At 64.0% G+C, this 22,283-nt stretch carries 18 protein-coding genes; 11 read left to right on the plus strand and 7 right to left on the minus strand.

Annotation, left to right across the window (positions count from 1 at the left end; translation table 11 throughout):
- Positions 1-151: 151 nt before the first annotated feature.
- The 7 genes from udk to ACMI1Q_RS00035 form a co-directional block, all read right to left on the minus strand.
- Complete coding sequence (udk, locus tag ACMI1Q_RS00005) at positions 152-778, minus strand: uridine kinase (RefSeq protein WP_419068571.1); 627 nt, start codon at positions 776-778, stop codon at positions 152-154.
- Between the two features lie 80 nt (positions 779-858).
- A complete protein-coding gene (locus ACMI1Q_RS00010; RefSeq protein WP_419502352.1) occupies positions 859-1,848 on the minus strand; it encodes a hypothetical protein in 990 nt (329 codons plus the stop codon).
- Complete coding sequence (locus ACMI1Q_RS00015; protein ID WP_330058044.1) at positions 1,845-2,576, minus strand: SDR family NAD(P)-dependent oxidoreductase; 732 nt, start codon at positions 2,574-2,576, stop codon at positions 1,845-1,847. Before ACMI1Q_RS00015 ends, ACMI1Q_RS00010 begins: the two co-directional genes overlap by 4 nt.
- Positions 2,577-2,585: 9 nt before the next feature.
- On the minus strand, positions 2,586-3,002 hold the full coding sequence (locus ACMI1Q_RS00020; RefSeq protein WP_419502353.1) for a MaoC family dehydratase: 417 nt from the start codon (positions 3,000-3,002) through the stop codon (positions 2,586-2,588).
- 65 nt (positions 3,003-3,067) lie between these two features.
- Positions 3,068-3,310 (minus strand): acyl carrier protein, encoded by a 243-nt coding sequence (locus ACMI1Q_RS00025; protein WP_177521839.1) that lies wholly within the window; start codon positions 3,308-3,310, stop codon positions 3,068-3,070.
- Between the two features lie 22 nt (positions 3,311-3,332).
- On the minus strand, positions 3,333-5,111 hold the full coding sequence (locus ACMI1Q_RS00030) for an HAD-IIIC family phosphatase (RefSeq protein ID WP_419502354.1): 1,779 nt from the start codon (positions 5,109-5,111) through the stop codon (positions 3,333-3,335).
- A 121-nt stretch (positions 5,112-5,232) separates the two neighbouring features.
- Positions 5,233-5,532: a BofC C-terminal domain-containing protein gene (locus tag ACMI1Q_RS00035; RefSeq protein ID WP_177521838.1), complete on the minus strand. Its 300-nt coding sequence runs from the start codon at positions 5,530-5,532 to the stop codon at positions 5,233-5,235.
- Between the two features lie 566 nt (positions 5,533-6,098).
- Between ACMI1Q_RS00035 and ACMI1Q_RS00040 the strand changes: the two genes are divergently transcribed.
- The 11 genes from ACMI1Q_RS00040 (at position 6,099) to ACMI1Q_RS00090 (ending at position 22,276) form a co-directional block, all read left to right on the plus strand.
- The gene (locus ACMI1Q_RS00040; protein WP_419502355.1) at positions 6,099-8,417 is read left to right on the plus strand and encodes a transglycosylase domain-containing protein; all 2,319 of its coding nucleotides are present in this window, start codon (positions 6,099-6,101) and stop codon (positions 8,415-8,417) included.
- A gap of 250 nt (positions 8,418-8,667) precedes the next feature.
- Positions 8,668-9,093 carry an ACT domain-containing protein gene (locus tag ACMI1Q_RS00045; protein ID WP_177521897.1) on the plus strand — a complete coding sequence of 142 codons (426 nt, stop codon included), beginning with the start codon at positions 8,668-8,670 and terminating at the stop codon, positions 9,091-9,093.
- Between the two features lie 48 nt (positions 9,094-9,141).
- Positions 9,142-10,371 (plus strand): homoserine dehydrogenase, encoded by a 1,230-nt coding sequence (locus ACMI1Q_RS00050; protein ID WP_419502356.1) that lies wholly within the window; start codon positions 9,142-9,144, stop codon positions 10,369-10,371.
- A gap of 15 nt (positions 10,372-10,386) precedes the next feature.
- A complete protein-coding gene (thrB, locus tag ACMI1Q_RS00055) occupies positions 10,387-11,277 on the plus strand; it encodes a homoserine kinase (protein WP_419502357.1) in 891 nt (296 codons plus the stop codon).
- Positions 11,278-11,339: 62 nt separating this feature from the next.
- Positions 11,340-12,548: an aspartate kinase gene (locus ACMI1Q_RS00060; RefSeq protein ID WP_394979365.1), complete on the plus strand. Its 1,209-nt coding sequence runs from the start codon at positions 11,340-11,342 to the stop codon at positions 12,546-12,548.
- A 195-nt stretch (positions 12,549-12,743) separates the two neighbouring features.
- Positions 12,744-13,454 (plus strand): LytR/AlgR family response regulator transcription factor, encoded by a 711-nt coding sequence (locus ACMI1Q_RS00065; protein ID WP_419502358.1) that lies wholly within the window; start codon positions 12,744-12,746, stop codon positions 13,452-13,454.
- Positions 13,451-14,782, plus strand: a complete 1,332-nt coding sequence (locus tag ACMI1Q_RS00070) for a GHKL domain-containing protein (protein ID WP_419502359.1) — start codon at positions 13,451-13,453, stop codon at positions 14,780-14,782. Before ACMI1Q_RS00065 ends, ACMI1Q_RS00070 begins: the two co-directional genes overlap by 4 nt.
- 211 nt (positions 14,783-14,993) lie before the next feature.
- Positions 14,994-17,948: a glycoside hydrolase family 3 N-terminal domain-containing protein gene (locus ACMI1Q_RS00075; protein ID WP_419502360.1), complete on the plus strand. Its 2,955-nt coding sequence runs from the start codon at positions 14,994-14,996 to the stop codon at positions 17,946-17,948.
- An 89-nt stretch (positions 17,949-18,037) separates the two neighbouring features.
- Complete coding sequence (locus tag ACMI1Q_RS00080; protein ID WP_419502361.1) at positions 18,038-20,461, plus strand: glycoside hydrolase family 3 C-terminal domain-containing protein; 2,424 nt, start codon at positions 18,038-18,040, stop codon at positions 20,459-20,461.
- A 60-nt stretch (positions 20,462-20,521) separates the two neighbouring features.
- Entirely contained in the window at positions 20,522-21,073 is a 552-nt protein-coding gene (locus ACMI1Q_RS00085) for a GtrA family protein (protein WP_177521889.1), read from the plus strand.
- Between the two features lie 189 nt (positions 21,074-21,262).
- Positions 21,263-22,276: a glycosyltransferase family 2 protein gene (locus ACMI1Q_RS00090; protein WP_419502362.1), complete on the plus strand. Its 1,014-nt coding sequence runs from the start codon at positions 21,263-21,265 to the stop codon at positions 22,274-22,276.
- Positions 22,277-22,283 lie beyond the last annotated feature (7 nt).

Raw genomic sequence — 22,283 nt, forward strand, 5'->3', positions numbered from 1 at the left:
TTCAATCATGATCGACCTGCCGCCGCTTTGGGCTATAAAAGCCCCGTTCAGTACAGGTCTGAACGGGGCTTCCTCTAAATTGCTTTTCTGTGTCTACTTTTGCTTGACAAGTGCACCGGTGATGCCGGGCGCGGCGGCTTTTCATTTGCGTTTATTCCTTTGCGGCGCTGGCCAGATGGCTCTCCAGCCGGTGGATGAGCATTTCCACCGCCACCGGGTTCTTGCCGCCCTCGGGGATGATGAGGTCGGCCCGGCGCTTGCTGGGCTCCACGAACTGCTCGTGCATGGGCTTCACGGTGGTCAGGTACTGGGTGACCACACTGTCCAGCGTGCGGCCCCGCTTTTTCACGTCCCGCACGATGCGGCGCAGAATGCGCACGTCGGCGTCGGTGTCCACAAACACCTTGATGTCCATCAGGTCGCACAGCTCCGGGCTGGCGAAGATGAGGATGCCCTCCACCAAAATCACCGGCGCGGGGTGGATCTGGATGAAGTCGTCCGAGCGGTTGTGCTGGGAAAAATCGTACACCGGGCACAGCACCGTCTCGCCCGCCTTCAGCGCCTTGATGTGTTCCACCATCAGCTCGGTCTCGAAGGCGTTGGGGTGGTCGTAGTTGGTCAGGCAGCGCTGCTCATAGGTCAGCTCGTCCTGACGCTTGTAGTAGTTGTCGTGGCTGATGACGCTGATCTGATCGCCAAAGCGCTCCTTCAGCCGTTTGGTCAGCGTGGTCTTTCCGCTGCCGGTGCCGCCGGCAATGCCCAGTACCATCGTGTTCATAACCACAGTCTCCTTCTCTCTATGTGTCCGCCGGCCCGCTGCCGGTGGGAAAAGACGGGCAAAAGCCCCCTCGGGGCCGCTCAATCTGCGGGCAGATTGGGCCGGTCCTGGTCGCCGTCGGCCTTGAACAGCACGAAACGGTCGGGGTCGCTGGTGAAATAGTAGTATTCCGTGTTCTCAAACAGGGGCGGCTGCAGATAGTTGGGCAGGATGTTTGCATCGCCCTCTCTGCGCTCGCAAAAGCCCGCCGCCGCCATCACCGCCGGGTCCACCCCGGCGCAGTAGCACTCGGCGTACTCCGCGCCGCTGGTCTTCAAAAGGCGGTCGATGGCCGCCCCCAACCGGGGCAGCAGGGAAGTGCCGCCCACAAAATCGGCGATGCGCAGCGCCTTGCCCTGGCCGCTGTCTACCACACGGCAGACAAGATAGGCCAGCAGACGGCCCTGCTCCTTCGCGGCATACACCTGATAGGTCAGATGGGGGAAGGCGAAATACCGTCGCTGCATGTACCACACGTCCTTGCGGGGAGTATGGGGGCTGTCCGGCATGCCCAGCGCCGCCAGCGCCCCGGGGCCTTCCACCAGCTCCAGCGAAAGGTCGCCCCCGGCGGGCAGAACGGTGGGATCCGCCACCCGGGCCAGCCGGTATTCCGGGAGACCTGCCAGCCGGTAGAAGTGGCCCACCCGGTCGGCGTGCCAGCCGAGAAAGCGGTAGAAGGCCATGGTCTTGGGGCGGATGTTGTTGCAGGCCACCACCTGCGCGCCGGTGAGCCGGGGCAGGGCGGCCATCAACTCCAGGCCCACCCCGTTGTGGCCCTTGGCCGCCACCCACACCGACACCCAGACGTCGGCGTCGGGGGCGTCCGAAGCCCGGATGTAGCCGGCGGCGGCCACAAGAACGCTCTCCTCTTCGGCCAGGGCGAACTGCAGTGCATTGCCGCTTTTGTAATAAAAATTAAAATATTCCTCTCTGTTGATAAGAGGGAGCCGCCAGTCGAAGTTGGCGTTGACGAAATCCACCACTCGCTTGGCCTCGTCCGGGGCCGCGAGGCGCAGCACCGGGGCGCTCACAGGGCGCTGCCCCCGGTGATGGGCAGGGTGACGCCGGTGATGAAGCCGGCCTCATCGCTCAGAAGGAACGCCATGGCGGGCACCACGTCCGCGGGGGTGGCGTTGCGGCCCATGGGGTTGGCCTCCGCGCTGGCCTGCACGATCAGGTCGCTGGTGTCGGCCAGGAACTTGGTCTCCATCATGCTGGGAGCCACGCAGTTCACCGTCACGCCATAGGGGGCGTAGTCCGCCGCGAGGCTCTTGGCAAGGCCGCCCAGGGCGCTCTTGACCATGATGTAGGCGGCGGTGTTCTTGGGGGGCAGGCCCAGCAGGTAGCTGGTGAGCATGAAGAGCACCCGGCCCTTCTTCGCCTTGGCCATGGCGGGCACAAAGGCCTTGCACAGCGCCACCGCGCTGCGCAGCTGCACGCTCATGTCCTTTTCAAAGCGCTCCTCGTCGAACTTCTTGAACTTGGTGTTCACCACCCGCAAAGCGGGCAGATGCACGAAGTGGGTGGGAGCGGGGCAGTTGGCCTGCACGTCGGCGATGAAGGTCTCCAGCGCCTTTTCGTTGGTCAGGTCCACGTCGTAGGTGCGGATGGAGCCGGGGTGCTCCTTGCACAGCTCGGCAAGGCCCCCCAGGTCGCCCGCGCCCTGGGCGATGAACACATCCCCCGGCTGCCACAGGCGGCGGATGAGCGCGCAGCCCACGTCGCTGGACGCGCCGGTGATGAGATAAACGTTGCTCATATGTCCTCCTTATTTCGCCACGCCGGCCTTGATGAGCCCGCGGGTGACCTTCTGGCCGTTCTGGTTCTCGATGACCGCCTTGACGGTGATCTCGCCGAAGGTGTCGTTCACCTCGGTCACCTTGCCGGTGACGGTGAGGGTGTCGCCGATGAAAACGGGTTTGGCGAACTTGGCCTCCACGCTGTGGAGCAGGCAGTGCTCGCCGGGCAGGTAGACCCCCGCCAGGGTGGAGAAAAAGCTGGCGCCCAGCATGCCGTAGACCACCCGCCCGGGATAGCCCCGGCCGGCGGCGTAGTCCGCGTCCATGTGGATGGGGCTGTTATCGCCCGAAACGGCGTAAAAGGCGTCCATCATGGCCTCGATCACGGTGACGGTGAAGCTCTCGGTCATGCCGGGGGTGATGTCGGCCAGAGTGTAGCTGTTCATGGGTGCAAAACTCCTTTTTCTTCAAAAAAGGCCGGGCAGGTGCCCGGCCTTTTGGCTGCATAAGATCAGGCGGTGAGCCGCTCGATCAGGTCCAGCAGATCGCCCACGTTCTCCAGCCCGCGCACGTCCTCCAGCTTGAACTTGAGACCGAATTTCTTCTCCATGGCGGTGAGCAGGTTGATCTGCTCCAGGCTGTCCCAGTCCTCGATGTCGTCGGCGCAGGTCTCACGGGTGATGACCAGTTCCTCGTCGTCGAAGTTGTCGCGGAAAATCTCCTGCACGGCATCAAAAATGCTCTGCTTATCCATTGTTTGAACGCTCCTTTTCGGGTCAGACCCGTTTGATCTCCATCACGCCGCACTGGGGCTGGTAGCCCTCGAAGCCGGTGAACTCGAAGGTGCAGTTGCCGGCCTCGTCCTCGGCGGTTTTTACAAAGCCGATTGTAGCATAAAAATCCTTCACAAGCAAGTTTTTGGCGGTGGGGTAGTAGTGGCCCACGATGGTCTTGACCCCCGCTTCGGCGGCGCGGCGCACCAGTTCGTCGAACATGGCGTGCTCCAGCCTCCGCTTGAAGGTGCGGCAGCTCATGATCCACAGGTCCATCTCCAGCACGTCGCCCTGCTTGTGGCCGATCATGGCGGTGACAAGGCCGTTGTCGCCGAACTTGTCCACCAGGCGGCCGTACTGGGTGATGTACTCGTCGTTGCCCAGCAGGCTCTCCACCTCGGCGGCGGTGTAGCGGCGGGTGGTGAGGTTGAACTGGTTGGTCTTGTTGATGAGCTGGGTGATGCGCTCGGCGTGGGGCGCGTCGAAGGCCCCGATCTCGCACACCATATCAAGGCTCTTGAGGTAGTCGTCGTAGTTGCCGAAGCTCTGCTCCAGCTGAGCGCGCTGGGCGTTCTGCTTGTACATCTCGGCGCGCTTTTTGTCGTCCGCCGAGAGGGTGGTCACCTCAAAGTACCCCGCCCGGTCGATGGCGGCGATGTACTCCTCGGGGCAGGAAAGCTCCGGCACCGTGACCATGGGCAGCTCCCGCCGCACGATCTCCCGCTCGGCGGGGTTGTCGTCCACAAAGACGAAGCTCTCGGGCAGGATGTTGATCTCCTTGGCCATGGCGGCGATGTTCAGGTGCTTGGGGTCCCAGTTGGCCTTGAAACAGAGGAAGTCGTCCGCTTTCAAAACGCTGTCCGCCCGCTCGAAGCCGGTGCGGGCGATGGACTCCTCGTTCTTGCTGCACACGTTCAGCAGGATGCCCAGCTTGCCCAGGGCTTTCAGGTAGCCCTGGAACTCGGCGTAGGCCATGCCGGCGGGGGTCTCGCTGCCTATCACGATGCCCTCGGCGCCGTCGTCGCCGATGATGCCGCCCCAGAGGGTGTTGTCCAGGTCCAGCGCCAGGGCCTTCTTGTTCTTGCCCAAGAGGCTCTTGATGATGTTGGCCACGCTCTGGCACAGATAGGGCAGGCACTCCAGGCTCACCGCGTACTTGTAGGCGTACCAGGCGGTGGGGTCGCTGAAGCGGTCCATGCCGTAAAGCGCCTGCAGATAGGCCAGGTCGTTGATGTAAAGGTTCGGGGTGGCCTCGGCCAGGGCGGCCAGCTTCTCGTTCAGCTTGCGCACAAAGCGCACCCGGCCGTGGACGTCCACGCCCTCCCGGTTGCCCATCACCCGGTAGAGGGGCAGATCGAAGTTGTTGAGCACCACCGGGCAGCCGAAGCCCAGCGCCGCCTTGGCCGCCTGCTCGAAGCGGGCGAACTCGGCGTTCAGCTTCTCCTCGCAGGCCGCGGCGTCGTCCTCGGCCTCGGGCCAGAGCTTCAGGTTCCGCTGGCTGGTGTGGATGAAGATGAAGTCGGGCGCGAAGGCTTTCAACGCCCCGTCGTCAAACACCAGATTCTCGAAGAACAGGGAATAGCCGCCCTCGTAGAATTCCGGCTGGATGCCGTTGGCCAGCAAGAACAGCTCCAGGATGTTCTTGATCTCGCCGATGGTGCTGCCGCTCATCAGGGCCACTTTTTTGGGGATGAGGCCCGGCTTTTGCAAAAGTTCGCGCTTGATGCGCCGCTTCTGCTGCAAGACCAGGGCGGGGTCGAAATCACTGCGTAAAAGGTCCACGGTGACGCCTCCGTTTGTTTACAATTTTTTACAAAATCATTGTACCATAGCCCCCGTACAAAAGCAACCGAGAAAGGGGCGCGCCTCCCCCGAAAAGGGCGACGGGGCCGCAGCCCCGCCGTCAGGCGCCGAAGTCCTCCAGCAGCCGGTCCAGCCGCTCTTCGCTCTCCACCGGGATGCCCTTTTGCAGGGCGGCCACGTCGCTCTCGGGCAGCAGGTGGGTGTAGACGTCGTAGACCCGCAGCGGCTCGCCGCCCTCCGCGGCGAACACCGCCAGCCTGCCGCCGTGGTCCTTCAAAATGTAAGGCGCGGCCGCGGCGCTCTCCGGACCGGTGCGGGCGGGCCGGACCATCCAGAAAAGGCTCAGCCCCAGGCTCAAAGCGCACACCGCCGCCAGCAGTGACACCCAGACTTTGGTCATTGGCAAGACCCCCTTTCACGGCCAGTATTGACCCGGTGCGGCGGGTTCATACAGTTTTCAATGGGATTTCACTGTACTTGGCGGGGTGGGTTGTGGTATAATACCAACATGGCGGTCCGCGGCCGTCTGTTTTCGTTTGCGCGAAAACACGGACGGCGGGCGGTTTTCGCCACAGTACATCCAGCGAATTTTCCGCAAAGGAGGCGGTCCTCATAGACTCCAACGAGCATCGCAGCATCCGGCGGCCCGACGGCTCCGGCACCTCCGGCACCCACAGCGCCGGCTCCGCCGGTTCCGGCCAGGGCCGGAAACTCAACCGCACCGGCGCGGCCCACACCGGCAGCGCGTCCCACGCGTCCGGCAGTGCCCACGCCCCGTCTCACTCCGGCGAGTCCCATTCCGGCGCACGGAGCAGCGCGCCCCGCGGCACTTCCCGCACCGGCAGCGCCAAGAACGGGCCTTCCCGCATCTCCTCTTCGCCCCGGCGCTCTTCGCGCCCGGCGGGCCAGGAGCCGGGGGAGGGCAGCGGTTCCCACGGGCCCCGCGGCAAGAAGCAGTCCAAGGGCATGCGCATCTTCAAGGGCTTCATGAAATTCGTGGCCGCCTGCATCTGCCTGGGGGTGATGGTGGGCAGCGTGCTGGCCGTTCTGCTGAGCCTCTACGCCGTGGAGATCACCGCCAACGACGCCGAGCTGCTGGACCTGACCAACCTGGAGCTGGCCCAGACCAGCCAGCTGCTGGCGCGGGACCACGACACCGGCGAGTGGGTGGTCACCGAGGAATGGCACGACAGCAACGACCGCGAATGGGTGGACCTGCAGGAGATCGAGTCCAACCCCTATCTCAAGTGGGCCTTCATCTGCGTGGAGGACAAGGACTTCTACGAGCACAGCGGCGTGAACTTCAAGCGCACCTTCGCCGCCGGCGTCAACTACATCGCCACCAAGCTGGGCTTCCCCATCTACGACAGCATGCAGGGCGCTTCCACCCTGGACCAGCAGCTCATCAAGAACATCCTGGGCGACGATGACGTCTCGGTGGACCGCAAGCTGCGCGAGATCTTCCGCGCCCTGGGCCTGGACAAGCGCTACGACAAGGACACCATCCTGGAGGCGTATCTCAACACGGTGAGCCTGTCCGGCTCCATCGCCGGCGTCAAGGCGGGCGCGTCCAACTACTTCGGCATCGACGACCTGGCCGAGCTGTCCCCGGCGCAGTGCGCCAGCATCGCGGCCATCACCAAGAACCCCACCGGCTATAACCCCTACACCAATCCCGAGCAGCACCTGCAGCGCCGCAACTGGATCCTGCAGCTGATGCACGAGCAGGGCAAGCTGACCGACTCGGAATACAACGACGCGGTGGCAAGCCCCCTGGTGCTGGCGGAGGAGAAGGAGGCCGAGGTGGTGACCACCTCCTCCAACAACTCCTACTTTGCCGACGCGGTGTACAAGATGCTGCAAAAGCAGCTGCAGGACGAGCTTGGCTACACCGCCGCCGAGGCCCACAACCTCATCTACAACGGCGGCCTGCGCATCTACACCACCATGGACCCCTTCCTCCAGGAGGAAATGGAGAAGATCATGCTCAACGCCGACGACGCCATCCCGGCGCTGTGGCATGAGGAGGAGATATTGCAAAGCCAGGTGCCCGAGCCCTCCGAGCTGGAGAACATCGTGGTGAACGACGACGGCACCTACAAGACCGGCACCAACGACGACGGCGAGCCGGTGTATTACTACAACGCCCGCACCCAGGCGGCCATGCTCACCATGGATTATTCCGGCCAGGTGCTGGCGCTGGTGGGTGGCCTTGGCGAAAAGACCACCGACCTGGGGCTCAACCGCGCGGTGGCCCCCGAGTACGGCGGCACCCAGCGGTCGGTGGGTTCCACCATGAAGCCGCTGGCGGCCTATTCCCTGGGCATCGACTCCGGCCTCATCAACTACTCCACCGCCCTGCCCGATATGGGCGTGGGCAAGATCGTCAAGGAAAACCTGCGTTCTTCCTACCCCCAGTACGGCACCAAGATGTTTGAAAACGACGCCCCCGAGGTGCTGGCCAACCCCGACATCTGGCAGGACTGGCCCAAGAACTATGAGGGCTTCGGCGACGGCGCTCTCGTCACCGTGAACACCGCCATCGCCCGCTCCAAGAACACCATCGCGGTGCGTGTGGGCCAGCGCGTGGGCAAGGATTATATGTACAGCTTCGCCCACGACACCCTGGGCATGACCCACCTCACCGAGGCGGATGCGGACTACGCCCCCATGGTGCTGGGCAGCCTTTCCGAGGGCATCAGCCTGATGGAGCTCACCGCCGCTTACCAGATGTTCGGCAACGGCGGCGAGTATGTGACCCCCCACCTGTACACCATCGTGGAGAACGCCGTCACCGGCGAGGTCATTCTGGACAACACCGTCAACGTGGTGCACACCCAGGCCATCAAGCCCAGCACCGCCATGATCATGAACCGGCTGCTGCAGGGCGTTCTGGGCTCCAACGGCACCGCCGGCACCACCATCAAGCCTGCCGGCGAGATGGAGGCCGCCGCCAAGACCGGCACCACCACCGACAACCACGACTTCACCTTCGTGGGCCTGACCCCCTACTACGTCACCGGCGTGTGGTGGGGCTACGACCAGCCCTATGACTTCACCGACGTGAAGAAGGGCCAGAACGCAAAGCCCATCCAGAAGGCGTGGAAGCAGCTGATGGACACCATCCAGGCCGACCTGGAGACCAAGAGCTTCCCGGTGAGCGACGACGTGCAGACGGCGCGCTTTTGCGCGGAGAGCGGCGAACTGGCCGTGAACTGCCCCAACACGGCAGTGGGCTACTACACCGCCGACAACATGCCCGGCTACTGCACCCTGCATCCCTGATACGAACCGGCAAGGGCCCCTTCTGTGCGCGCTGAGCGCACAGAAGGGGCCCTTTGTGTATTGTGTGCAAACGAAATGCGCCAGAGGGGCCCAAACTGCTCCATTTGCCGAAAATCGCGCCGCGGCCGCACCTGCCCCTTGCACTTTGGCGTGGCAAAGTGGTATAGTATAAACATTGTAGCATCTTTGGACACAAATGTGCTTTCATCGAGTACAATCGCGCCCTTTGCGGGGGATTTGGAGGAAGAGTATGGAACGTCGTTTTCTGCTGGTGGACGCAAGCGTGCTGCCGGACGTTTTCATCAAGGTGCTCAAGGCCAAGGAACTGCTGGCCAGCGGCGCGGTGCGCAACATCTCGTCGGCTGTGCGGCAGGCGGGGCTGTCCCGCAGCGCCTTCTATAAATACAAGGACTGCGTGTTCGACGCCCGCAACAGCCGCAAGGTCATCACCGTGCTGGCCACCCTGCTGGACGAGACCGGCGCGCTGCAGGCGCTGCTGGCGGGCATCAGCGCGGCGGGGGGCAGCGTGGTCACCATCAACCAGTCCACGCCGGAGAGCGGCGCGGCCCAGGTGGCGGTGAGCGTGCGCACCGACACCATGCAGATGAGCGTGGAGGAAATGCTCCAGAAGCTGCGCCGTCAGCGCACCGTGGTGGAGATCCGCCAGGGCGTGTGACGCGGGCGCACAAAGTCAGCATTGAAGAGGAAAGGAACGAAGGGACCTATGGCAAAGATCGCGATCCTGGGCTTCGGCACCGTGGGCGGCGGCGTGCTGGAGGTGCTGCGCCGCAATGCGGCCAGCGTCAGCCGCCGCGCGGGCCAGCCCGTGGAGGTCAAATACATCCTGGACATCCGGGACTTCAGCAATCACCCCGACGCGGCCCTGTTTGTGCAGAGCATCGACACCATCCTGGCCGACCCGGAGATAAAGGTGGTGGTGGAGACCATCGGCGGCACCAAATTCGCCTACCCCTATGTGCGGAAAGCGCTGGAGAGCGGGCGCAGCGTGGTGACCAGCAACAAGGAGATGGTGGCCACCTACGGCGCCGAGCTGCTGGCTCTGGCCAGAGAGCACAAGGCGGCCTTTCTGTTCGAGGCCAGCGTGGGCGGCGGCACCCCCATCATTACTCCCATGCACCAGTGCCTTGCGGCCAACGTCATCAGCCAGGTGCAGGGCATCGTGAACGGCACCACCAACTTCATGCTCACCAAGATGGCCCGGGAGGAGATGGGCTTTGAGGACGCGCTGAAGATCGCCCAGCAGCTGGGCTACGCCGAGACCAAGGACCCCGGCGACGACGTGGACGGCCCCGACGCCTGCCGCAAGATCGCCATTCTGGCAAGCATCGCCTTCGGGCATCATTTCTATCCCAAAAACATCCCGACCCGGGGCATCCGGGGCATCACGGTGGCGGACATCGCCGCTGCCGCCCGGCTGGACTGCGTCATCAAGCTCATCGCCTGGGCCAGGCGGGACGAGACCGGCCGGGTGACCGCCGCGGTGGAGCCCATGCTGGTGCCCAGATCCAACCAGCTGGCCAGCGTGGACGACGTGTTCAACGCGGTGCTGGTGAAGGGCGACATGCTGGGCGACGTGGTGTTCTACGGCAAGGGCGCGGGCCGTCTGCCCACCGCCAGCGCGGTGGTGGCGGACGTGATCGACGCCCTCAAGCACGGCGCGAAGATCCACGACAGCCTGTTCTGGCAGCCCAGCGAGCCCTTCGACGGCCTGCTGGAGGACCCCACCCCCGCCACCTGCTATGTGCGGGTGAAGGGGCTGCCCGCCACCGTGCTGCCCGCGCTTTACGGCGAGGGCGAGCTGGTGAGCGACGACGGCAGCGAGGCGGCCTATCTCGTGACCTACATCGCCCCCCGCGGGCTGGAGGAGGCCGCCCGCAAGGTCACAGCCCTGGGCGGCAAAGTGGAGCTGGTGCTGCGCCAGCTCACCGATTGAGGGAGGAAAGCGTTTATGGTAAAAGTCACCGTGCCCGCCACCAGCGCCAACGTGGGCGCCGGCTTTGACGCGCTGGGCCTCGCGGTCTCCATGCACAACACCGTCACCCTGGAAGAGTGCGACCGCATCGACATCCTGGCCAGCGACGGCACCCTCATCCCCACCGGCCCGGGCAACCTTGTCTACCGCTCGGCCAAGGCGGTGTTCGACCAGCTGGGCCAGCCCCTGAAGGGCATCCGCATCCGGCAGGAGAACCCCATCCCCATGGCCCGGGGCCTGGGCTCCAGCTCCGCCTGCATCGTGGCGGGCATCCTGGGGGCCAACGCCCTGCTGGGCTCGCCCCTCACCCGGCGGCAGATGCTCACCCTGGCCACCAGCATCGAGGGCCACCCGGACAACGTGGCCCCGGCCATGCTGGGCGGCTTTGTGACCAGCGTTTACGACGAGGGCCAGGTGTACAGCGTGCGCAAGCCCATCGACGAGGAGCTGGCATTCGCGGCCTTCATCCCCAACTTCAAGCTGCTCACCGAGAAGGCCCGCGCGGCCCTGCCCAAAACGGTGGACCGGGCGGACGCGGTGTACAATCTTTCCCGGGCGGCGCTGGCCACCGCCGCCTTCTGCGACGGCGACTATGAGCTTTTGAAGGTGGCCACCAAGGACGCGCTGCACCAGCAGTACCGTCTGCCCCTGATCCCCGGCGGCGAGCGCATCTTCGAGCTGGCCTGGGACCTGGGGGCCTACGCGGTCTACATCTCCGGCGCGGGCCCCACCATCATGGCGGTGGTCCACCGGGACAACAGCGACTTTTTCGGCCGCGCCGAGGAGCTTCTGGCCGGGACGCCGGAGACGCTGGCCTTCTCGCTGCGGCGGATGCTTGCGGACAACACCGGCGCTGTGGTAGAATAAGACCGTGCAAATGCATACACTTATGCCAGGAGGCATTTGTTGATAGAGGGAGTTGAGGAAATTTGGCCTTGATCGTGCAAAAATTCGGCGGCAGTTCCGTGGCCGATCGTGACCGGGTGTTCAACGTGGCCCGCATCGTGGCCGCCACCCGCAAGGCTGGCAACGACGTGGTGGTGGTGGTGTCCGCCCAGGGCGACACCACCGACGACCTGATCGCCAAGGCAGCCGAGATCACCAGCGAGCCCAGCCGGCGTGAGATGGATATGCTGCTGGCTTCCGGCGAGCAGATCTCCATCGCGCTGCTGGCCATGGCCCTGAGCGTGCTGGGAGTGCAGGCGGTGAGCCTCACCGGCTGGCAGGCGGGCTTCATCACCGACCGCGCCTATTCCAAGGCGCGCATCCGCCGGCTGGACACCGAGCGGGTGGAGAGCGAGCTGGCCCGCAACCGCGTGGTGGTGGTGGCGGGCTTCCAGGGCATGAACCGCCTGGAGGACATCACCACCCTGGGCCGGGGCGGCTCCGACACCAGCGCCGTGGCGCTGGCCGCCGCGCTGCACGCCGACCGCTGCCAGATCTACACCGACGTGGAGGGCGTTTACACCGCCGACCCGCGCAAGGTGCCCGGCGCGCGCAAACTGGAACAGATCAGCTTTGACGAGATGCTGGAGCTGGCCAGCCTGGGCGCCCAGGTGCTGAACAACCGCAGCGTCGAACTTGCCAAGAAATACGGCGTGGAGCTGGAGGTGCTCTCCAGCCTGAACCCGGTGCCGGGTACCATCGTGAAGGAGGTAGCAGACGATATGGAAGGAATGCTCATCAAGGGCGTTGCCAAGGACACCGACGTGGCGGTGATCTCCATCATGGAGGTGCCGGACGTGCCGGGCATGTCCTTTAAAGTGTTCGGGGCCCTGGCCAGCCGCAACATCAACGTGGACATCATCCTGCAGTCCACCGGCCGCGGCGGCAACAAGGACCTGATCTTCACCGTGCCCCTGGGCGAGGCCGAGAACGCGGTGGAGGTGCTGAAGGAGAACCAGCCCCGCTTCGGCGGCAAGGAGATCAAAGTGGAAAAGAACTACGCCAAGGTCAGCGTGGTGGGCGCGGGCATGCAGTCCAACCCCGGCGTTGCCAGCCGCATGTTCGAGGCCCTGTTCGAGGCCAACGTCAACATCCACATGATCAGCACCAGCGAGATCAAGATCAGCGTCATCATCGACGAAAAAGAGGCCGACCGGGCGGTGAGCGCCATCCACGGCGTGTTCATCCCCTGATAAGGGCGAAAAAAGAATAGACCTTCGCGGCGCGGCTGCTTGGCCGGGGCGGGCAGCCTTGGCTTTGCTGCCGCGCCGTTTGCCGCCTTTTTCGGCAGTTTGACCATCGTCTGGCGCGCTGCCTTGTTCACTTGTTCCAAAGGATGTTCGGCCGGCCCGCCGGCCCCAAAGCATTTCAGGAAAGGAGAGAAGCCCATGATCAGCATCGCCATTGTGGAGGACGAGGACTCCTGCGCGAAGCAGATGGAAGAGTATCTGGCGCGCTATGCCGACGAGAGCGGCGAGGTGTTCGAGACGGTGCGCTTTTGCGACGGCGACGAGATTTTGGAGAAATACCGCGCCCAGTACGACATCATCCTGATGGACGTGCAGATGAAATTCATGGACGGCATGACCGCCGCCGAGGAGATACGCAAGGTGGACCCGGAGGTGGTCATCATCTTCATCACCAACATGGCCCAGTACGCCATCCGGGGCTACGCGGTGGACGCGCTGGACTATGTGCTCAAACCCGTGAGCTACTTCGCCTTCAGCCAGCGGCTGGAGCGGGCCATCGGCCGGATGAAGCGGCGGGCAAGGCGCTATATGACCATCGCCATCCGGGGCGGGGCCCGCAAGCTGGACATCTCCCGCATCCTCTATGTGGAGAGCCAGGGCCACAATCTGGTGTTCGTCACCGACGGGGAGGAGCACACCACCACCGGCACCATCCGGGAGGTGGAGGAAAAGCTGGAGAGCTTCGGCTTTTTCCGCTGCAACAAGGGCTGCCTTGTGAACCTGGAGCATGTGGACGGCGTGCGGGACGGCTGCGCCATCGTGGGCGGACACGCCCTGCCCATCAGCCGGGGGCGCAAGAATGAGTTTCTGGCGGCGCTGACCGACTATGTGGGCGAGGTGGTCAAATGAATCCGGGCGACCTGGCGGACATCCCCCGCCTGTACACGGCGCTGGCGGAGTGGCTGGCCTGCCTTGTCTACATCCTCTCGCTGCTGCCCGAAAAGCGGGGCAGCCTGCGCTTCTGGGGCCTTGCGGCGGGTATGCTGGCGGTGCAGAGCATCTTTCTGGTGGCCACCGACGACGTGCCCCTGCCCCTGTGGATCCCCTGCATGCTGGCGGCCATCGGGCTGATGTTCCTGTTCTTGTTCCTGGCGTGCGGCCGGGGCGCGCTGAACGCCGGCTACTACACCGTGCGGGCCTTCATCCTGGCGGAGTTCGGCGCTTCGCTGGAGTGGCAGCTCTATTACCACTACGCCAATCTGGCGGGGCAGGACAGCTTCCTTGCCCGGCTGGCCTTTCTGGCGGTGGTCTATGCCGTGGTGTTCGGGCTGATGTTCCTGCTGGAGGCCCGCAGCCACGCGGCGGAGCATCCCATCACCATCACCCCCCGGGAACTGGCCAACGCCGCCATCATCGGCGCGTCGGCCTTTCTCATCAGCAACCTGAGCTACACCCAGGCGGACACCCCCTTCAGCAGCCAGTATGTGGGCGACATCTTCAACATCCGCACGCTGGTGGACCTGGGAGGCATCGCCATCCTCTATGCCTACCACCTGCAGCGGGCGGAGCTGCAGGTGCGTCACGAGCTGGAGACCATGGACAGCATCCTGCGCAGCCAGTACGCCCAGTACCAGCAGTCGCGGGAGAGCATCGACCTCATCAACCGCAAATACCACGACCTCAAGCACCAGATCGCCGCGCTGCGGGCCGAGCCGGACGCCGAGCGCCGCAGCGCCTGGCTGGACGAGATGGAGAGCGACATCAACACCTACGAGGCCCAGAACAAGACCGGCAACCAGGTGCTGGACGTGCTGCTCACCGGCAAGAGCCTCTACTGCCAGAAGCACGACATCCACCTCACCACGGTGGCCGACGGCACGGTGCTGGCGGGGGTGAGCCCCATGGACCTGTGCACCCTGGTGGGCAACGCGCTGGACAACGCCATCGAGAGCGTGAAGAAGATCGAGGACAAGGAGAAACGCCTCATCCACGTGGCGGTGTCCCGCCAGAAGAACTTTGCGCTGCTGCGCTTCGAGAACTGCTTTGAAGGGGAGCTGACCTTCGAGAACGGCCTGCCCCGCACCACCAAGGGCAACACCGACTACCACGGCTACGGCCTCAAGAGCATCCGCCGCACCGCCCAGAAGTACGGCGGCACCGTGACGGTGAACACCCGGAAGAACTGGTTCGAACTCAAGATCCTGCTGCCGCTGGCAGAGGGCACGCAGGAAAAATAATGGTAAAGAAAAAGCCCGACTTGTGCGTGTTACACAAACAAGCCGGGCTTTTCGTTGCAAAAGTGCACAAAGCGTTTTCCCACTTGTGCCGCAAAAATGGCAGTTTGTCCCTCCGGCGGCCTTTCGGGTGAAATTTGTGTTAAAGTATGAACCGTGATAACGCGCGGGCCCAAAAGCGCCCGGCGGACGATACGCAAGGAGGAATCGCAAAATGTTAGCCATCAACATTCAAGACGTGATCAACGTCCTGGCCAGCGTCAAGACCCACTTGATCGTGCTGGGCGTTGCTCTCGTCGTCGCTCTGGCGGTGATCATTGCCTGCAAGGCTCTGCCCGTCGCCAAGAGAAAGCTGGCCCGCAGCAGCGCCCTGGTGGCGCTGGCTCTGGCCGTCATCATCGTGGTGAACACCATCTGCTTCGGACCCATGTTCACCATGATCAACCTGGCCATGGGCGGCGGCTCCATCACCGAGGAGAGCATGGCCGAGGCCTACGAGGTCAACACCGAGCTGGTGAGCGAAGGCGTGACCCTGCTGGAGAACAACGGCGCCCTGCCCCTGGCCGGCGGCTCCAACGTGAACGTCTTCGGCTGGGCTTCCACCGCCCCCGTTTACGGCGGCGTGGGTTCCGGCGCTCTGAACGACCAGTACGCCGTGACCGACCTGATCACCGGCCTGACCAACGCCGGCCTGAACGTCAACCAGGATCTGGTGGACTTCTACGAGGCCTATCAGGCCGAGCGTCCCAGCGTGGGCATGTGGGCCCAGGACTGGACCCTGCCCGAGCCCAACGTCAGCGCCTACACCGACGAACTGATGGCCTCCGCCAAAGAGTTCAGCGACACCGCGCTGGTGGTCATCTCCCGGCCCGGCGGCGAGAACGCCGACATGCCCACCGACATGGCCGCCGTCGTGGACGGCACCTGGAAAGAGCGGGACGCTCTGACCGGCAACTCCTACTTCAACGGCGTGTACGACGACACCCTGAACGAGGGCAACGACTGGGATGAAGGCGACCATTACCTGCAGCTGAGCAACCGCGAGGAAGAGATGCTGCAGATGGTGTGCGACAACTTCGACAAGGTCATCGTGCTCATCAACACCAACAACGCCATGGAGCTGGGCTTCCTGGAGGAGTACGGTGTGGACGCCGCTGTCTACACTCCCTGCCCCGGCCAGAACGGCTTTGACGCCGTGGGCCTGGTGCTGGCCGGTGCGGTGAACCCCTCCGGCAAGACCGTTGACACCTTCGTCTACGACCTGTTCAACACCCCCATCGTCAACAACTTCGGCCAGTTCATGTACGACAACATGGACGAGCACGCCGTGGTCTCCACCAACTTCTCCACCGGTGAGGAAGTCACCGCCATGCCCAGCTTCGTGAACTACGTCGAGGGCATCTACGTGGGCTACAAGTTCTACGAGACCGCCGCCGCCGAGGGCCTGATCGACTACGACTCCACCGTCGTGTACCCCTTCGGCTACGGCCTGTCCTACACCACCTTTGAGCAGACCATGAGCGACCTGACCGTGGACGGCGACACCATCAGCTTTGATGTGACCGTCACCAACACCGGCAGCGTGGCCGGCAAGAACGTGGTCGAGGTCTTCTTCAACCCGCCCTACACCAACGGCGGCATCGAGAAAGCCACTGCCAACCTGGTGGCCTTTGACAAGACCGACATCCTGGAGCCCGGCGCTTCCCAGACCCTGACCATCAGCTTCAAGGCTGAGGACATGGCTTCCTACGACACCTACGGCGCTGCCGCCTACGTGCTGGAGGCCGGCGACTACGTCATCAGCATCAACTCCGACTCTCACACCGTGCTGGACAGCCGCGTGTACAACGTGCCCGAGACCATCGTTTACGATGAGGGCCGTTCCAACGACCTGACCGCTCCCGCCAACCAGTTCGAGAACGTGGAGGGCGACGTTACTTACCTGTCCCGTGCCGACCACTTCGCCAACTACGCCGAGGCCACTGCCGCTCCCGCCAGCATGTCCATGAGCGAGGAGGACAAGGCCACCTTCCTGAACAACGCCAACTACGACCCCAACAACTACAACAACGCCGACGACGTGATGCCCACCACCGGCGCCCAGAACAACATCCAACTGGTCCAGATGCGGGGCCTTGATTATGACGACCCCCAGTGGGACACCTTCCTGGACCAGCTCACCGTCTCTGAGATGAGCGAGCTGATCGCCATGGGCGGCTATCAGACCGCTCCCATCAACAGCATCGGCAAGGTGCAGACCTACGACTGCGACGGCCCTGCCTCCATCAACAACAACTTCACCCAGCAGGGCTCCATCGGCTTTGCCGGCACCGTGATGATGGCTTCCACCTGGAACACCGACACCGTTTACAAGTTCGGTTCCTCCATCGGCCGCATGGCCGACGACCTGGATGTGTCCGGCTGGTACGCTCCCGCCATGAACATCCACCGCTCCGCTTTCAGCGGCCGTAATTTCGAGTACTACTCCGAGGACGGCGTGCTCAGCGGCAAGCTGGCCGCCCAGGCCGTGCAGGGCGCCGAGAGCCACGGCGTGTACTCCTACATCAAGCACTACGCTCTGAACGACCAGGAGACCAACCGCAACACCATGCTCTGCACCTGGGCCAACGAGCAGTCCATCCGCGAGATCTACCTCAAGCCCTTTGAGCTGGCCGTGAAGGAAGGCGGCGCCGACGCGGTGATGTCCTCCTTCAACTATGTCGGCACCGAGTGGGCCGGCGCTTCCAACGCCCTGTGCAACACCGTTCTGCGCGACGAGTGGGGCTTCGTGGGCATGGTCCTGACCGACTACTTCGGCGTCTACGGCTACATGGATGCTGACCAGGCCATCCGCAACGGCACCGACTTCTGCCTGGTGAACTACCCCACCGAGACCAACTACCTGACCGACACCACCAGCGCCACCGGCGTTCTGGCTGCCCGTCAGGCCTGCAAGAACATCCTCTACACCGTGGTCAACAGCCGCGCCTACATGGAGGAGAACCTGAACCCCGGCCTGCCCACCTGGCAGCTGATCGGCTACGGCATCGACGCCGTGCTGGTGCTGATCCTGGCGGCCCTGGAGATCAAGGCGGTCAAGAACTACAAGCGCCGCGTTTCCGAGCAGCCCGTTGTGACTGTGGCTGAGGGCGAGGGCGCCGCCGAATAACAACCTTTCGCTTTTTCGGTCATTCCGGGGCGGGGCCTTCGGGCTCCGCCCCATGGCCGTAAAGCCCGGCAGAACAAGGAGCTTGACGAATGAAACACAAGGAACTCATCGAACAGATGACCCTGGAAGAAAAGTGCGGCCTTCTGTCCGGCCGGGACATCTGGAGCACCCGGTCGGTGGAGCGGCTGGGCGTGCCCACCATTTACCTGTCCGACGGCCCCACCGGCATGCGCAAGCAGGTGGGCGAGGGCGACCATCTGGGCCTGAACGCCAGCCTGCCCGCCACCTGCTGGCCCACCGCCGTCACCGTGGCCTGCACCTGGGACCCCGCCCTGGGCGAGGAACTGGGCGCGGCCCTGGGCGAGGAGGCGGTGGCGCAGGGGGTGAGCGTGGTGCTGGGCCCCGGCCTCAACATCCAGCGCAGCCCTTTGTGCGGGCGCAACTTTGAGTACTTCTCCGAGGACCCCATCCTGGCGGGCAAACTGGCCGCGGGCTACATCCGGGGCATCCAGAGCCGGGGCATCGCCGCCTGCCCCAAGCACTTCGCCGCCAACAGCCAGGAGACCCTGCGCATGGCAAGCGACAGCGTGGTGGACGGGCGCACCTTCCGGGAAATCTATCTCACCAACTTCGAGATCGCCGTCAAGGAAGGCAAGCCCAAATTCATCATGTCCTCCTACAACAAGATCAACGGCACCTACGCCAACGAGGACAAGACGCTGCTCAGCGACATCCTGCGGGACGAGTGGGGCTTTGAGGGCGCCGTGGTCACCGACTGGGGCGGCTCCAACGACCATGTGGAGGGCGTGCGCGCGGGCAGCCATCTGGAGATGCCCGGCACCGCCGGCGACTCCGACCGCCAGCTGGCCGCCGCCGTGAAGGCGGGCGTCATCGGCGAGGAAGTGGTGGACCAGCGGGTGGACGAACTGCTGGACGTCATCCTGGCGGTGGCCCCGAAGGAAAAGGCCGACGGCAGCTTCGACAAGGAAGGCCACCACGCTCTGGCCGCCAAGGTGGCGGAAGAGGCCGTGGTGCTGCTGAAGAACGAGGAGAACATCCTGCCCCTGGCCGCCGGCGCGAAGGTGGCCGTCATCGGCGACTTTGCCGCCACCCCCCGCTACCAGGGCGCGGGCAGCAGCCTGGTGAACCCCACCAAGCTGGAGTGCACCCTGGACGTGCTGGACAAGATGCCCCTGGAGAGCGTGGGCTACGCCCAGGGCTTCACCCGGGCGGACGCGGTGGACAAGGCCCTCACCGAGCAGGCCGTGGCCCTGGCAAAGCAGGCGGACACCGTGCTGCTCTACATGGGCCTGCCGGAGATCAGCGAGACCGAGGGCCTGGACCGGGAGCACATGCGCCTGCCGGGCAACCAGGTGGAATTGCTGAAAGCGGTGGCCGCGGCCAACCCCAACGTGGTGGTGGTCCTGGCCGCCGGCAGCCCGGTGGAGACCCCCTGGCTGGAGCACTGCAAGGCCCTGGTCTACACCGGCCTGTGCGGGCAGGCGGGCGCTTCCGCCGCCCTGCGGGTCATCACCGGGCAGGTGTGCCCGGGCGGCCGCCTGAGCCAGACCTGGCCGCTGGAATGGGCCGACGAGCCGGTGAGCCACTACTGGCCCGGCCGCCAGCGCACCGCCGAATACCGGGAGGGCCCCTTCGTGGGCTACCGCTGGTTTGAAACGGCGAACAAGCCCGTGCGGTTTGCCTTCGGTTACGGCCTGTCCTACACCACCTTCGCTTACAGCGACCTTGCGGTGAGCGAGACCGAGGTCAGCTTCACCCTCACCAACACCGGCAGTGTGGAGGGCGCCGAAGTGGCGCAGGTCTATGTCGGCAAGCCCGGCAGCGCCATTCTGCGGCCGGCCAAGGAACTGAAGGGATTTGCCAAGGTGCGCCTGGCGGAAGGGGAGAGCCGCCGGGTCGCCATCCCCCTGGACGACAAGGCCTTCCGTTGGTACGATGCGCAGGCCAGGGCCTGGAAGGTGGAGGGCGGCGAGTACACCGTGATGGTGGGCTCCAGCTGCGCCGGCATCCGCCTTACCGGCAGCGTGAACGTGGCGGGCGAGGCCGTGCAGGCCACCGCGGACAAGGAAGCGCTGGCCTGTTATTACGACCTCAAACTGGACGATGTGCCCGACGAGGCCTTTGCCGCCCTGCTGGGCCGCGAAGTGCCCCAGGGCAAATGGGACGAGACCAAGCTGCTGGAGATGAACGACGCCATCTGCCAGATGTACTACGCCAGGAACCCCATCGCCCGGCTGGCGGGCCGCATCCTGACGGGCATGAAGGAAAAGAGCATCGCGGGCGGCAAGCCTGACCTGAACATCCTGTTCATCTACAACATGCCCTTCCGCGGCATCGCCAAGATGATGAACGGCATGGTGAGCATGGAGATGGCCGAGGGCATCCTGGTGATGGTCAACGGCCACTTCTTCAAGGGCCTGGGGCAGGTATGGCGCGGCTGGCGAAGCCTTTCCCGCATCGCCAAGGCCGAGAAAAACGCCGCGAAGGGCTGATGCCCCGCAACCGCCAGGCGCAGAACAGCCTGGAACAACGCCTGGTACAAGGAGGAAACAATGAAGTTCTGGAACAACTTTGCGGATAAACACCCCGCCGCCGCCAAGTGGGTGCGTGAGGGCGGCCTGTTCGTCATCGTCAGCAACCTGATCACCGTGTTCAAGTATCTGATGCTGCAATTTCTGCCCGCGGCCTTCGCGGGCCTGGGCGACACCGCCTTCGGCTGGCCGGGCATCCCGGTCACCCTCTTCGGCGAGACCTTCGAGTGGAACATCCTGGGCTACGACCAGGCCCACGGCGGCCTTGCCTACTTCTGCGCCTACATGGTGGCCATGGTCATCGGCGAGATGATCAACTTCCCCATCCAGCGCAGCTTCGTCTTCCGCTCCAAGGGCAAGATCGGCCCTCAGATCGCCTGGTATGTGGCGGCGTTCATCGTCATCACCTGCATCGTCAACTCCATCAACTGCGTGTGGGTGGCGGTGGCCGGCCTGCTGGTGCCCGACTTCATCTACAACATCGGCACCACCGTGCTCAACGGCGGCATCTCGATGGTGGTGTTCTTCTTCGTGAACAAGAAGATCTTCCCCGAGAGCGCAAAGGCTGCCTGAGCACCGCTCGGACACGAAATGAAAAAATGGGCGTTCCTGCACCGTTATAGGTGTAGGAACGCCCGTTCCTTTTTGTCCGGCATGAAAAAGTGCAAATTTTGTGCCCCATTTTTCCAAAAATCGTGTATAATATCTGTGTGCGGCCTTTTGGCGCGCACGGCAACAACAAATCGAAGGAGGACGAAAAGCGTGAAGCTTCTGTCCATTGCGGTCCCCTGCTACAATTCTCAGGACTACATGCGCCACTGCGTGGAAACGCTGCTGCCCGGCGGCGACGAGGTGGAGATCCTGGTGGTGGACGACGGTTCCAAGGACGACACCGCCTCCATCGCCGATGAGCTGGAAGCGAAGTATCCCGGCATCGTCCGGGCCATCCATCAGGAGAACGGCGGCCACGGCGCGGCGGTGATGGCCGGGCTGAAAAACGCCACCGGCCTCTACTTCAAGGTGGTGGACTCCGACGACTGGCTGGACGAGGAGGCCTACCCCAAGGTGCTGGACACCCTGCGCGGCTTTGCCGAGGGTGAGCCGGTGGACCTGCTGGTCTGCAACTACATCTACGACAAGGTGGGCGCAAAGCACAAAAAGGTGATGGAGTACCGGGGCGTTCTGCCCGAGGGAAAGCCCTTCACCTGGGCCGAGGCGGGCCACTTCCGCAAGGGCCAGTACATCCTGATGCACTCGGTCATCTACCGCACCCAGCTGCTGCGCGACTGCAAGCTGGACCTGCCCCGCCACACCTTCTATGTGGATAACCTCTATGTCTATGTGCCCATGCGCTGGGTCAAGACCCTCTACTACCTGGATGTGGACCTCTACCACTACTACATCGGCCGCAACGACCAGTCGGTGAACGAGACGGTGATGATCCGCCGCATCGACCAGCAGCTGCGGGTGAACAAGCTGATGCTGGAACAGGTGGACCTGAAGGCGGTGAAGGAGCCCCGGCTGCGCAAGTATCTGTTCAACTATCTGGAGATCATCACCACCGTCTCCTCCATCCTGCTCATCCGGGGCGGCGAGGCGGAGCATCTGGAGAAAAAGCGCCAGCTGTGGAACTACATCCGCACCTCTGACCCCTGGGTCTACAAAAAACTGCGCTGGGGTCTGTTTGGCATCGTGATGAACCTGCCCGGCGCGGCGGGCCGCGCCATCGCCGTGGCGGCCTACAAGATCAGCCAGAAAGTGGTCGGCTTCAACTAAGGAGGAG

It is taken from the genome of Candidatus Allofournierella excrementavium, assembly GCF_048526665.1.
GTDB classification, from domain to species: Bacteria; Bacillota; Clostridia; order Oscillospirales; family Ruminococcaceae; genus Allofournierella_A; species Allofournierella_A excrementavium.

Excerpts from the sequence above, each read along its gene's own strand:
- ACMI1Q_RS00025 (WP_177521839.1), bottom strand. The coding sequence starts at position 3,310 with ATGGATAAGCAGAGCATTTTTGATGCCGTGCAGGAGATTTTCCGCGAC.
- ACMI1Q_RS00085 (WP_177521889.1), top strand. The coding sequence starts at position 20,522 with ATGAAGTTCTGGAACAACTTTGCGGATAAACACCCCGCCGCCGCCAAG.
- ACMI1Q_RS00070 (WP_419502359.1), top strand. The coding sequence starts at position 13,451 with ATGAATCCGGGCGACCTGGCGGACATCCCCCGCCTGTACACGGCGCTG.
- ACMI1Q_RS00050 (WP_419502356.1), top strand. The coding sequence starts at position 9,142 with ATGGCAAAGATCGCGATCCTGGGCTTCGGCACCGTGGGCGGCGGCGTG.
- thrB (WP_419502357.1), top strand. The coding sequence starts at position 10,387 with ATGGTAAAAGTCACCGTGCCCGCCACCAGCGCCAACGTGGGCGCCGGC.
- ACMI1Q_RS00045 (WP_177521897.1), top strand. The coding sequence starts at position 8,668 with ATGGAACGTCGTTTTCTGCTGGTGGACGCAAGCGTGCTGCCGGACGTT.
- ACMI1Q_RS00035 (WP_177521838.1), bottom strand. The coding sequence starts at position 5,532 with ATGACCAAAGTCTGGGTGTCACTGCTGGCGGCGGTGTGCGCTTTGAGC.
- ACMI1Q_RS00080 (WP_419502361.1), top strand. The coding sequence starts at position 18,038 with ATGAAACACAAGGAACTCATCGAACAGATGACCCTGGAAGAAAAGTGC.
- ACMI1Q_RS00065 (WP_419502358.1), top strand. The coding sequence starts at position 12,744 with ATGATCAGCATCGCCATTGTGGAGGACGAGGACTCCTGCGCGAAGCAG.
- ACMI1Q_RS00020 (WP_419502353.1), bottom strand. The coding sequence starts at position 3,002 with ATGAACAGCTACACTCTGGCCGACATCACCCCCGGCATGACCGAGAGC.
- ACMI1Q_RS00015 (WP_330058044.1), bottom strand. The coding sequence starts at position 2,576 with ATGAGCAACGTTTATCTCATCACCGGCGCGTCCAGCGACGTGGGCTGC.
- udk (WP_419068571.1), bottom strand. The coding sequence starts at position 778 with ATGAACACGATGGTACTGGGCATTGCCGGCGGCACCGGCAGCGGAAAG.
- ACMI1Q_RS00040 (WP_419502355.1), top strand. The coding sequence starts at position 6,099 with ATGCGCATCTTCAAGGGCTTCATGAAATTCGTGGCCGCCTGCATCTGC.
- ACMI1Q_RS00075 (WP_419502360.1), top strand. The coding sequence starts at position 14,994 with ATGTTAGCCATCAACATTCAAGACGTGATCAACGTCCTGGCCAGCGTC.